We start from the raw sequence: 11466 nt of genomic DNA, 5'->3' as shown, positions 1-11466 counted from the left end.
CTATCGCCAACTACAAACGAGGAGCTAACCCTGGCAAAACGACGATCGAGGTGTGTCAATGATTCTGTGGTACCCTCTGGACGTGAAACAGATCACTCAACGAGACGCGAGTCCGCCGGCGGAGATGCCCGAGTACGAGACGCTCGAGCGCCGCGTCCTCGTCGTCGGCGCTGGCGCTGCTGGCGCTCGGACGGCGATCGAACTCGTCGATCGAGATGTCGACCCAGCGGACGTGCTGGTCATCGGCAAGCGCGACCACGGTGACGCACACACGACCTGGGCCAGAGGCGGCATCAACGGCGCGCTCGGAACGCGCGACCCGGAGGACAGTCCGAGCATCCACGCGGCGGACACCCTGAACGAGGGCCACCACGTCAACGACCCGTCGAAAGTCGAGACGGTCACCGAACGAATGCCCGGGCTCCTCCGCGAACTCGACTCGTGGGGGATGGATTTCAGCCGAACCGACGACGGCCGGATCGATCAGCGCTACTTCGGCGCCCAGTCGTTCCGCCGGACGGCGTTCGCGGGCGACTACACCGGCGAGGCGCTGATGGAGACGCTCGTCGAGCGAGCGCGGGCACTCGAGATCCCCTACCGCGAGAACCTCTTCGTCTCGTCGTTGCTCGTCGAGGACGGACGGGTGCGCGGCGCCGTCGGAACCGATCTCGAGACGGGCGAGTTCGTCGTCATCGAGGCCGACGTCGTCGTGCTTTCGGCCGGGGGCTACACCAGCCTCTACCGCCGACACTCCTCTCGAGACGACGAAAACACCGGTGACGGGCCGGCGCTCGCGTTTCTGGCCGGCGGGACGCTCGCGGACATGGAGTTCGTGCAGTTTCACCCGACGGGGATGGTCGGGGCTCGTTACGGCGAGGAGTGGGACGGCCGACTCGTCACCGAGGCCGTCCGCGGGGAAGGCGGGCGGCTGTTCAACGCCAACGGCGAGCGATTTATGGAACGGTACTCGCCCGACCAGATGGAACTCGACGCCCGCGACGTCGTCGCCAGGGCGATCGGAAGCGAAATCGCGGCCGGACGCGGGACTGACCACGGCGGCGTCTTCCTCGACATCTCACACCGCGACCGGTCGCTCGTCGAGACGCGGCTGCCGCGGATGGTCGAGCGGTTCGAAACGCTGGGCGTCGACCTGGCCGAAACACCGGTCGAAGTGTCGCCGACGGCCCACTACGGGATGGGCGGCGTCGTCGTGGACGACGACGGCGAAACCGACGTCGACGGCCTCTACGCGATCGGTGAGACGATGGCAGGCGTCCACGGCGCAAACCGCCTCGGCGGCAACTCCCTCGCCGAAACGATCGCCTACGGAGCCGTCACCGGCGAGGCCATCGCCGAGCGCCTGAACGAGGGTACCGACAGCCAACCCCAGTCCGGCCTGTACACGATCGATGCGCTCGCCGAAGCGCACCTCGGCGCGCTCGAGGCGCTCGCGACACACGAGGGTACCCACGACCCCGAGGCGTTGCTCGACGAGCTCCGGGAACTCCTCTGGACGCACGCCGGCATCCTCCGCGACGGTGCGGGAATCACCGCTGGGCGTAACGCCCTCGAGACGATCCGGCGGAAGGCGGCGGATCTCTCGGTCGGGTCGACGACCGATCGCTCGTTCGAGTTCGCCCTGAACCTCGGATTCGGGCTCGTCGTCGCCGACGCGATCCTACGAAGCGCGGAGATGCGGACGGAATCACGCGGCGCACACGTCCGGACGGACCATCCGGAGTCGGATCCGAGCCAGCGTCACAACGTCGTCGTCCGGTCGGACGGCGTCGGCGAGATGAGCCTGTCGACCGATCCCGTCGGAACGCCGAGCGAGGCGGTTCGAGACGCCCTCGAGGCAGGATACACACTCGACTACCATCAACTGGAGTGACCGTGTGCCGATGTCTGAGCTCCCGCGTCCCCCACAGCGGTCGTACTCGCCGAGATCGGCGTCGGGGACGCCACAACGGGCGACGGCGCTTACAATCACCCTCCCCCTCCGGCGACTGCGCGTGTACGGTTCGGAGTTCGGCCGGATAGACGATCGAGACGAGGCCGAGAACGGCCCTGGGAAACGCCGTTTTCGCCGCAAAAAAACGCCGGCTCGTCCCGTCGACGCTCTAGGGCGCCGCCAGCGAGAGGGTGACCAGCAGGTACATCGACAGCCCGCCGTAGAACCACCGCTGTGCGACCTCGTCGTCGAGGGTTATCTGTTGTCACTGCAACTCGAGTGCCATCGGCAGGACAGGAACGACGAAGACGATCGTCAACGCAGCGAGGGGGTAAACCCCATTCTGTCGTCGAACTCGAGTTTCTGGAGAACGGACCTGTTGTGCCGTCGTGAGCGGACGACCCGTCCGCCAGTCTCGTAGGCCACCCAGCCGGTCCGTCGCAGACGCGTCGATTTCGCTCTCCGCGGAAGACAAGGCATATGACCGTACCGAACGGGACGTAACCCGATGGGAGACGGGTTGTGGGTTAGCGTATCCGAGCCAAGCGGAACCGTCGGACGATATCTCCGGGACTGCGTGCGTCTCGACACCCGTACGCTCGCCGTCTTCCGCGTCGCCCTCGCCCTGTTGATCCTCGCCGACCTCCTGCTTCGCTCGCGAAACTTCTCGACGTTTTACACCGACGGCGGCCTGGTTCCACACGACCTCGCGAGGGAGACCGCGCCGCTCGAGGCACCCTCGATCTATCTTCTGTCCACAGAACCGGCCGTCACCGCGGCGCTGTTCGTCGTCCACGGGCTGATCGCGCTGGCGCTGCTCGTCGGCTACCGGACCAGAACCGCGACCGTCCTCTCGTTCGTCTTCGTCGTCTCGCTCGACCTCGCCAACCCACTGGTGTTGAGCTACGCCGACGTCCTCTTCGCCTGGCTGCTCCTCTGGGCAACCCTCCTCCCGCTGGGCGAACGGTGGTCGATCGACGCCGTCCACGCCGACGGGCCATCCCGTCGATCCGTCGCGAGTCTCGGATCGGCGCTCGTCCTCCTCCAGATGATCACCATGTACACGGTCAACGGCTACCACAAGACTGCCTCGGACCTGTGGCTCACCGGCGAGGCCGCCGTGTTGGTTCTGGGCCTCGACGACATGACGTTCCTGCTGGGTGATCTCGTCCGGTCGGCCCCGACGGCCCTGCAGATCGGCGGTCTCATCTGGGTTCTCATGCTGTCGTTCTCGTCGGTTCTGTTGCTCGCCCGCGGCCGGCTTCGAACCACGCTCGTCGCCGCGTTCGTCACGGCCCACCTCTCGTTCGCGCTTACCGTCCGGATCGGCGCGTTCGCCTACGTCGCGATCGCGGGCGTCGTCCTCTTTCTCCAGTCGAGTTTCTGGGCGGACTGCTCGAGGGTCGCGCGGCGGTTCCCGGTTCCGACCGAGCCCCTCGAGACGACCCGCGTCCGACTCGAGTCGATCGCGCGGGCGGTTCCGCGGCCGGGCCTCGGGTTCGACCCGAACGCGCTGATCCCGTGGTCCCCCGGCGACGCGACCCGCTCGCTGCTCGTCGCCGTCTTCGTGACGGTTCTGCTCGTCTCGATGCTCTCGGCCGGCGGCGTAGTCGACGGGGACGCCAGCCCGGCCGCGGAGATCGACGCCGCGACGGCCGCCGTCGTCGACCACCAGACCGACTGGTACGTCTTCGCCCCAGAGCCGCGGACGACCGACCGCTACTACGTGTTCCCCGCGAAGACCGCCGACGGCGACGTCGTCGACGTCTACAACGATCGCGACCTGAGTTACGAGCGCCCCGCCGACGACCTCCAGCGCCAGTACGGCACCTACCGCGAACGATTCTACATGAACAGCGTCGCGGCACCGGACCACCCCGACGCCCCCGTCCGACTCGCCGAGTCGATCTGTAGCGACCAAAGTGAGGGTAAGAACGCGATCACACACCTCGAGATGTACCTGATCGAGGAAGAGGTCACGCTCGAGACGATCGACGAGCCAGCCGAGCGAACGCGGGAGGCGACGTTGCTCTCCCGCCACAGCTGTGGTGACGACGAACCCGAGGAGATCGCACCACCGCCGTCTTGACGGTCGTTGTCCGTTCTACCTGCTCTCACTCAGATTCGAGCGAGTCGCCCTCGAGGGGCTCCCCACGAGTCCAGTACTCCTCGATCGTCTCGGTGGCCCACGAACGGACGAGTTCGTCCTCGACGTCGACGGAGGCCCGCAGGATTCCCTGATCGTCGCGCAAGAGGAGGTAGACGACGTCGTCGACGACCATCACCGCGAGTGGCACCTCCTCGTCCGTGATCCTGACGCCCGCCCGGTCGGCCTCGAGGAGGTCCTCGAGTCGCCGTCGGAGCTCCGACTCCTCGGACAGCGCCTCGATTGCGCTCCGGGAGAAGACGCCCTCGAACGTCTGTTCGTCCGCCCGGGTCCGTTCCCGAACGACGGAGAGCGTCTGTTCGTTGAACGCGTGGGAAACCGTCCGTACCTCCTCGGCGCCCTCGAGCAACTCGAGGAGTCGCTGTAACGGCGCGTTCGGACGCGTCTGGCTGGGCGTGGTGATCGTCGCGTTCGAGAGCCGGCGGAGATCGAACGAGAGCGATTCGGTCGGCAGGAACTCGACGATATCTCGGAGCGTCCGTTCGGTCTCGAGGATCTCCTGTAAGTCCGTAAACCCCGCGGAGACGAGCTGTCCCGTCGCGGTCGCGACGTACTCGCTTCCGTCCCGTTTCACCCACGACCGCTCGTCGAAGTCGCCGAGTATCCGCCCGAGTGTCGCCTGCGAGGCGCCGGTCGCCTCCGCGAGCTCTCTGCGCGTATGCCGGTCCTCCGAGAGCAATCGGAGCACGTCGACGCGGTTGGCCGAGAGCGCGAGAAACTCGATCTCTTCGAGCGACGATTCCATATCACGTGTCGTCTCCCCCGTGATAAACGATTTTCGCCCCCTGAACGGATTGCACGAAGCGAAACCGCGGCGACCCGACGCTTGAGGGCGTCGTCGTGAAACATTTTCTGAACTACCCTATCCGATTCGGGCCCGTATCAGTTCTCATGACGCCGACGCACCTCCGATCTCTCTATCTCGGTTCGCCCTTCCGTCGGCTACGGACGGTGATTCACCGATGATGGATCGTCGGACGCTCTCCCTGTTCGCGCTCTCGAGTCTCTTCTTCGGTGGGACGTTCGTCGCAGCGAAAGCGGGTCTGGAGTACTTTCCGCCGCTGCTGTTCGTCGCCTTGCGATTCGACGTCGCGGCGGTGCTCATGCTCGCCTACGTCGCCACGACGTTCTCGCGTGATGAACTGGTGCCGACGACCCGCGGCGACGTCGCGGGGATCCTCGCGACTGGCGTGTTGGTGATCGGGTTGGCCAACGCCCTGTTGTTCGTCGGCCAGCAGTACGCGACGAGCGCCGTCGCCGCGATCGTCTTCAGCCTCAACCCGATCCTGACGCCGGTGTTCGCCGCCGCGTTGCTCTCGGACGAACGACTCTCCTCGCGGGGCGTCGCAGGGATCGGCCTCGGACTCGTCGGCGTCACGCTGGTCGTCGACCCATCTTCGGCGACCGTCCTCGGCGGCGACGCCGTCGGCAGAGCGATCCTCTTCGCCGGCGCAGTCAGCGCCGCCCTCGGTGCCGTGTTGATCCGCCGGGCCGACGCCACGCTCTCGAGTACGGTCCGAATCGCCTGGGGGCTCCCCCTCGCCGCGCTCGTCTCTCACGTCCTGTCGTGGTCAGCCGGCGAGTCGGCGTCGTCGATTGCGTGGACGACGGAGGCGGTCGTCGCGCTCGCGTACGTCAGCGTCTTCGCCGGCGTGATCGCGTACATCGCCTACTTCGCCCTGCTCGATTCGACCGGTGCGATCCGGGCGAACCTCGTCTTCTACGCCGTCCCCGCCGTCTCGACGGTCGGTGGCTGGGCGGTGCTCGACGAGTCGATCTCGGGGAGTGCGATCGTCGGCTTCCTCGCGATCTTCGCCGGCTTCGCGATCGTCGGGAGCGGTTCGATCGACGTCCGCTCGACGGTTTCGTCGATACGGACCCGGCCATCGATTCCGAACGACCAACCGCCAGCGACCGACGAACGCAACGCGAGGAAACACAGGGGCCACCGGTCGGACTAACACGGGATCATCGGTTTACTGACCGACTCGAGCGCGCGACGATCGATCGCGCAGGGAACGGAGTCAAAACAGTTCGTCGAACGAGCGAACGCGGTAGTCGCCGAGTACGCACTGGCCACGTCGCTCGTGGCCAACCCGTTCGACGTGGATCGCGTCGAGACCGGCGTTCCAGGCCGCACCGACGTCGTTCGCGCCGTCGCCAGCTAACACGCCACGGTGGCCGTTGTTCCCGACGCCGAGGTTGGCCATCACGGACTCGACTGGCTGCGGGTCGGGCTTCCAGCCCGTCTGTTCGGTACAGCACAGCCGAGCGTCGAACCAGTCGTGAATGCCGACGTTCTCGAGGACTGGCTCGGCGAGAAACTCCTGACAGTGGGTGACCAGCCCGACGGGTGCGTCGATATCGGCGACGAACGCGGCGTCGTCGTGAAGGTAGGTCTGTTCCGCCCGGACGAGTGGATCTTCCTCTTCGTGAAACGCCGCCCAGAACTCGGTGGGGTCGATCCCCCACGCCTCGAGCTGGCGGTCCCGAGAGCCGGTGAGGCCGTTCCAGATGATGTCCGCTTCCTGGTCGGAAAACTCCCGGCCCAGCCGGTCGCCGACCCGGTCGAACACCTCGCGGGTGTAGGACCACTCGACGTCGACGAGGGTCCCGTCGAGGTCGAGCAGCCAGAAGTCGTATTCGGAGACCATTGAGGACACTACAGTACGATACTCTCGATTAAATGTCTGTCGGATCGAGACTATTCGCCGCCGTCGACCACCCGGATGCTCGAGCCGAGATACTTCGAGAGCACCTCCGAGACCGTCTCGGCGTTGAACGCCTCGAGGTCGTCCGCAATCGCATCTTTCAGCGCCGCGACGTACGCCTCGTCGGCCTGGAGTTCGCGAAACGACACCTCCTCGACGGGCACCTCAAGCCACTCCTCGACGAGTTCCCGGGCGTACGCGTCGTCGCCGACCTCGCCGCGCCAGAGCGTATCACGGAAGAACAGCCACCCCTCGGTTCCCGGTTGGGCGGCCTCGTGAACGAGCGTGACCGTCGTCTCGGCGGTGTCGGGCTCGAGGGAAATACCATCTTGGGGGGCCTCGAGTCTGACCCGCGCCTTGAAGACGTATCGTCCGTCCATCGCCGTATCAGGCGTTTCGTTCGGTCTCGATCAGTTCCGCCATCTCGATGTCGTCGTCGGTGATCCCGCCTTCTTCGTGGGAGGTGAGTCGGATCTCGACTTCCTTGTACCGGATGATCAGTTCGGGGTGGTGAAACTGCGCTTCCGCGATTTCGCCGACCATCTGGGCGAAGTTGACCCCGCGGAGGTAGTCGTCGAACTCGTAGGTTCGAACGATCTCGTCGCCCTCTCGGGACCACCCGTCGGGGAGCTGTTCGTCGATTTCGTCCTCGGAGAGTACGTCACCCATGGTCAGTCGAACGGAGGCCAATCAAATAACGATTGTGCCGCCGGTAGAGCGCCGACAATTAACTGTTTCCGGCGCCGTACAGCCGTTTTCGCGGGTTCAGTCGTCGTCGGCAGCGCCGATCCGGGGTTCGGTGCCGCCGGCGGCCGGGAACAACGTCGCGGAGTTATCGTCACCGAACTCCGGGTCGAACAGCTGTAAGGCGGTGCTGATCGTACTCCAGTCGTCCTCGGCGGCGGCCTCCCGCAGGCTCTTGGTCGGTGGAGCCAGCAGCTGGTTTACCAGCGCGTCGGCCATCGACTCGACGACCTCTCGCTGTTCCGGCGTGAACTCCTCTCCCTCGAGCCGGGAGAGTGCGGTCTGGAGTTCGCGGGCTTTGATCCGTTCGGCTGATTCGTACATCGCGGCGATCACCTCGTCGGCGCGGGCGCGTTTGAACTGATCGCGAAGCAGGTCGAACTCGTGGTCGATCATTCGCTCGACCTCGTCTGCGGCGTCGGCGCGTTGCTCGCGGGTTTCCTCGGTGATCGACTCGAGGTCGTCGAGGTCGTAGACCGTCACGGTCGACAGCTCGTCGGCCGCCGGTGAGACGTCGCGTGGCTGGCCGAGGTCGACGATCACGGTGTCGGCTGGCCATTCGTCGTTCGCCGCCTTCGCTTCGGGTTCTTCCGGTCCGACGCCGCCGGACTCGAAGTGAGTCGGCCCGAGTACCGGGTCCGTGCTGTTCGTCGCCGTTACGACGACGTCCGCGTCGCCCACGACCGTCGATAGCGCCTCGAGCGGAACGGCGTCCGCGTCGACCGCGAGGTCGTCGATCAGGTGTGCGGCGTGAGAGGCCGTCCGATTCGCGACGACGAGTTCGCCGACGTTCGCGTCGGCGAGGCTACGTGCGGCGAGTCGCCCCATCTCGCCGGCGCCGACGACCAGCGCCGTCGCTCCGTCGAGCGCTCCGTCCTCGGCGGCAAGCCGCGTCGCGGCCGAGCCGAGCGAGACGACACCGTCGTTGATTTCGGTCTCGGTTCGGGCCCGTTCGCCGACGTGGATCGCCTTCGTCACTCCCGTCTCGAGCACCGATCCGATGCCGTCCGCCGACCGGGCGTCCTCGTAGGCCGTCCGGACCTGGCCGATGATCTGATCTTCGCCGACGATGACGGACTCGAGGCCCGTGGCGACGCGAAGCAGATGTCTGAGGCTATCGTCGTGGTCGGTGTGGACGATCGCGTCGTCGTCGACTCCCTCGAAGAACTCCTCGAGGGTCGCGCGGCCGACGGCGGCGTCGGGGCTGACGACGTACGCTTCGACGCGATTACACGTCGAGAGGACGTACGCCTCCTCGACGTCCGGTACGGAGAGCAGCCGCTCGACGCCGACTCGCTGACTCTCCGGGCTCGCGGCCGCGAGTTCGTCGACGCAGGCGCTGTCGTGAGTTACGCGGGCACCCGTGACGACGCCAGCGTGGATCACGATCGCTCACCCCCGGCGGGGAACTCCTCGGTGAGTACGTCCTCGGTCACTTGACGAGTGTTGGAATCACCGCTACGTAAAGCTGTCCAAACCTCCGGACTGTTGACGACGTCGGTGACGATCTTTCGGCGACGATTCGGCTCGACGCTCCTGGCTTTTAGCTCCTCGCGAAGGTAACCACACAGCGTCGCCACCTCGCCGGAACCGGCAAGCGTTTCCTCGAGCTCCCGACGGAGGTACTTGCTCACCGCCGGTGCGGTTGCGCCGGTCGAGATGGAGACGACGACGGGATCGTCTCGGACGGTCGCCGGGACGACGACGCTTCCGGGGCGTCGCCCACCCGAGCGGTCCGCGCGGTTACAGAGTACCCCTCGCTCGTCTGCGGTCTCGCTGACGGTGTCGTTGACTTGCTCGTCGTCGGTCGCGGCGACAACCAGTGCTGGTGTCGTCCGCTCGAACCACTGCTCGATCCCGTCGGGCGACGGCGCGGCCCGAATCAACTCGGCGTCACCGAAGGACCGGTCGTCGAACGCGGGGCTGACGACGACGACGGTCGCCTCGCGGGCGAACCGGCGCGCCTTTCGCGCACCGACCGGGCCGCCGCCGAAGATCAACACGGTCGCGTCGGCGAAATCGTGGAGGAGTGGTATCATATCGTATCGGGGTGGACGCTCGTATCCATACGTTGCTATCTGGTGGTTGACTCGATTCGTTCGCTCAAACGAATGCCAGTTTTCTTCAATATTCTCGTCGAAAACAGCGAGTCCCAGTCCTCGTCCGCGACGTCCCAGTAGTCGCCCATCGTCTCGCGAACCTGTCGAATCCGACGGTCGCTTTCGGCCTCACTTCGCCCGTGGGTCATCGCGAAGACGTTGTACGGCCAGACCCCCTCGTGGCGCGGTCGCTCGTAACAGTGGGTGACGAACGGTAACGACGCGACCGCCGGCCCGACCTCGTCGACGAGGTCGTCGGGGACGTTCCAGACGGTCATTCCGTTTTCCGTGTAGCCGAGTTCGTAGTGGTTGGGAACGACGCCGATGCGCCGGATCTTCCCCTCGCGGTCGAAGCGAGCGATCGTCTCGAGGACCCACTCGGTCTCCCGTCCGATCGCGTCGGCGACGTCGGCGTACGGCGTCGCCGAGAGCGGGAGTCCGTCCTGAATCTCGAGGACGAGGTCGCGTTCGGCCGGCGTAAGCGTCGACGCCTCGCTCGCCTCGACGCCGGGCCCGAGGGCGGAAAGGTCGATACCGGCGGTCGCGGGTTCGCCGTCCGTAGCTTCGACGCCACGATCGCCGTTTTCGCCGCTGGCTTCGGCAAACGGCCCGTCGACGGAGAACTTCGCCTCGACCCGGAACTCCCGCTGTTTGGGCAGGTTGTACGTCTCCTGGCCGGTCTCCGCTTCGATCTCCTCGAGGACCGTCTCGATCCGATCCTCGTCGGCGACGCTCACGACGAACCAGACGTTCAGGTGGGGGTGCTCGCGCTCGTAGTTGTGTGCGACCTCGCGGTGGGCGTTGATCCGCTCGACGACCTCGTCGAACTCGTCATCGGGGGCGTGCATGGCGACGAGCGTCGCCGCGCCGCCGATCTCCTGGGCGTTGACGAGCGGCCCGAACCGGGAGAGAACGCCCCGCTCGTCGAGGTCGCGGACCGTCTCGAGCAACGCCGTCGCCTCGATGTCGACCCCGCGCTCGCGCATGGCCTCGGCGGCCGGTTCGAACGGATGCTCGACGGCCGGGAACCCACCCTGGTAGGCGTTGACAACCGCCCGCTCGCGGCGGGTGAGATCGGCGTCCGTGCCCATACGAATATCTCGGGAGTCGCGGACTATAAGCAGACCGGACCGGTCCTCGCCGACGAGACGTCGGTGGCCGAGTTGACTACGTGCCTTCGACGCCAGTTACCTCGAACCCCAGGTTGCGAACGTCCTCGAGGATCGCCTCGTGGTCCGCGCTGGCCTCGAAGTAGATCACGACGTCGAACGAGCCGTCGCGCAACAGCTGTTGACACTCCCAGACGAACTCCTCGTCCTCGAGGGTGAGCCCCTGGTGTTGGTTCGAGGAGAAATCGGGGTCGTCGTTGCCGGAGTAGACGTAACAGTCGCGCGGATCGTGGCCGGCGCGTTCGGCGACGATCTCCCCGACGTCGATCGTTGCCTGCATCATCTGGACGTCCTCGCTTCCGTCGTACTCGGTGTGTACGATCATCCCGTTGAGTTCGATCTCCCCCGGCTCCAGAAGCGCCTTCGTCCGTCGGTAGAGGTCCTCGTCGATCGGACTCGAGTTCGCGTCTCCCATCGTCCGAAACGAGAGTCGCCGCACTGATAGCCGTCACGGTTCGCTCGAGTCACCTTCCGGCCGAAACTGTCGGTCCGGCTGGTTGACATCCTCGCAGTCTGGATTGTGTCAACTGCCTCGGGGTCAAGCCCCGAGGCTTGTCAGTGGACTCCCGCTCTAACTGCGAAGCGCAGTAGGTCGGAACCGACCGTTCGCGTTCACTGTCCCTGA

At 66.0% G+C, this 11466-nt stretch carries 11 protein-coding genes; 3 read left to right on the top strand and 8 right to left on the bottom strand.

Annotated features, from left to right (window positions below):
- The first annotated feature begins 58 nt into the window (after positions 1 to 58).
- Positions 59 to 1891, top strand: a complete 1833-nt coding sequence (locus FYC77_RS19545) for an L-aspartate oxidase (RefSeq protein ID WP_202911877.1) — start codon at positions 59 to 61, stop codon at positions 1889 to 1891.
- A 568-nt stretch (positions 1892 to 2459) separates the two neighbouring features.
- Positions 2460 to 4040 carry an HTTM domain-containing protein gene (locus FYC77_RS19540; RefSeq protein ID WP_149083171.1) on the top strand — a complete coding sequence of 527 codons (1581 nt, stop codon included), beginning with the start codon at positions 2460 to 2462 and terminating at the stop codon, positions 4038 to 4040.
- 25 nt (positions 4041 to 4065) lie between these two features.
- On the opposite strand, the gene FYC77_RS19535 is transcribed toward FYC77_RS19540, so the two are convergent.
- Entirely contained in the window at positions 4066 to 4863 is a 798-nt protein-coding gene (locus FYC77_RS19535) for a helix-turn-helix transcriptional regulator (protein WP_149083170.1), read from the bottom strand.
- A gap of 217 nt (positions 4864 to 5080) precedes the next feature.
- Between FYC77_RS19535 and FYC77_RS19530 the strand changes: the two genes are divergently transcribed.
- The gene (locus tag FYC77_RS19530; protein ID WP_149083169.1) at positions 5081 to 6079 is read left to right on the top strand and encodes a DMT family transporter; all 999 of its coding nucleotides are present in this window, start codon (positions 5081 to 5083) and stop codon (positions 6077 to 6079) included.
- Between the two features lie 63 nt (positions 6080 to 6142).
- On the opposite strand, the gene FYC77_RS19525 is transcribed toward FYC77_RS19530, so the two are convergent.
- The 7 genes from FYC77_RS19525 to FYC77_RS19495 all read right to left on the bottom strand — a co-directional run bounded on the left by FYC77_RS19525 (position 6143) and on the right by FYC77_RS19495 (position 11256).
- The gene (locus FYC77_RS19525) at positions 6143 to 6772 is read right to left on the bottom strand and encodes an HAD family hydrolase (protein WP_149083168.1); all 630 of its coding nucleotides are present in this window, start codon (positions 6770 to 6772) and stop codon (positions 6143 to 6145) included.
- Between the two features lie 50 nt (positions 6773 to 6822).
- Positions 6823 to 7209: an LWR-salt protein gene (gene lwrS, locus FYC77_RS19520; RefSeq protein WP_149083167.1), complete on the bottom strand. Its 387-nt coding sequence runs from the start codon at positions 7207 to 7209 to the stop codon at positions 6823 to 6825.
- 7 nt (positions 7210 to 7216) lie between these two features.
- A complete protein-coding gene (locus FYC77_RS19515) occupies positions 7217 to 7498 on the bottom strand; it encodes a 4a-hydroxytetrahydrobiopterin dehydratase (RefSeq protein WP_149083166.1) in 282 nt (93 codons plus the stop codon).
- 96 nt (positions 7499 to 7594) lie between these two features.
- Entirely contained in the window at positions 7595 to 8959 is a 1365-nt protein-coding gene (gene hemA, locus FYC77_RS19510) for a glutamyl-tRNA reductase (RefSeq protein WP_149083165.1), read from the bottom strand.
- The gene (locus FYC77_RS19505; protein ID WP_149083164.1) at positions 8956 to 9612 is read right to left on the bottom strand and encodes a precorrin-2 dehydrogenase/sirohydrochlorin ferrochelatase family protein; all 657 of its coding nucleotides are present in this window, start codon (positions 9610 to 9612) and stop codon (positions 8956 to 8958) included. Before FYC77_RS19505 ends, hemA begins: the two co-directional genes overlap by 4 nt.
- A gap of 35 nt (positions 9613 to 9647) precedes the next feature.
- A complete protein-coding gene (ahbB, locus tag FYC77_RS19500) occupies positions 9648 to 10763 on the bottom strand; it encodes a siroheme decarboxylase subunit beta (protein WP_149083163.1) in 1116 nt (371 codons plus the stop codon).
- Positions 10764 to 10839: 76 nt separating this feature from the next.
- Entirely contained in the window at positions 10840 to 11256 is a 417-nt protein-coding gene (locus tag FYC77_RS19495) for a DUF5778 family protein (protein ID WP_149083162.1), read from the bottom strand.
- Between the last annotated feature and the right edge of the window lie 210 nt (positions 11257 to 11466).

Origin of the sequence: Natrialba swarupiae (assembly GCF_008245225.1) — an archaeon.
Taxonomy (GTDB): Archaea; Halobacteriota; Halobacteria; order Halobacteriales; family Natrialbaceae; genus Natrarchaeobius; species Natrarchaeobius swarupiae.
This window is presented reverse-complemented; position numbering and strand designations above follow the sequence as displayed.

What these genes read in the sequence shown, in the direction of transcription:
- ahbB (WP_149083163.1), bottom strand. Translation starts at nt 10,763, where the DNA reads ATGGGCACGGACGCCGATCTCACCCGCCGCGAGCGGGCGGTTGTCAAC.
- FYC77_RS19505 (WP_149083164.1), bottom strand. Translation starts at nt 9,612, where the DNA reads ATGATACCACTCCTCCACGATTTCGCCGACGCGACCGTGTTGATCTTC.
- FYC77_RS19495 (WP_149083162.1), bottom strand. Translation starts at nt 11,256, where the DNA reads ATGGGAGACGCGAACTCGAGTCCGATCGACGAGGACCTCTACCGACGG.
- lwrS (WP_149083167.1), bottom strand. Translation starts at nt 7,209, where the DNA reads ATGGACGGACGATACGTCTTCAAGGCGCGGGTCAGACTCGAGGCCCCC.
- FYC77_RS19545 (WP_202911877.1), top strand. Translation starts at nt 59, where the DNA reads ATGATTCTGTGGTACCCTCTGGACGTGAAACAGATCACTCAACGAGAC.
- FYC77_RS19525 (WP_149083168.1), bottom strand. Translation starts at nt 6,772, where the DNA reads ATGGTCTCCGAATACGACTTCTGGCTGCTCGACCTCGACGGGACCCTC.
- FYC77_RS19535 (WP_149083170.1), bottom strand. Translation starts at nt 4,863, where the DNA reads ATGGAATCGTCGCTCGAAGAGATCGAGTTTCTCGCGCTCTCGGCCAAC.
- FYC77_RS19530 (WP_149083169.1), top strand. Translation starts at nt 5,081, where the DNA reads ATGATGGATCGTCGGACGCTCTCCCTGTTCGCGCTCTCGAGTCTCTTC.
- FYC77_RS19515 (WP_149083166.1), bottom strand. Translation starts at nt 7,498, where the DNA reads ATGGGTGACGTACTCTCCGAGGACGAAATCGACGAACAGCTCCCCGAC.
- FYC77_RS19540 (WP_149083171.1), top strand. Translation starts at nt 2,460, where the DNA reads ATGGGAGACGGGTTGTGGGTTAGCGTATCCGAGCCAAGCGGAACCGTC.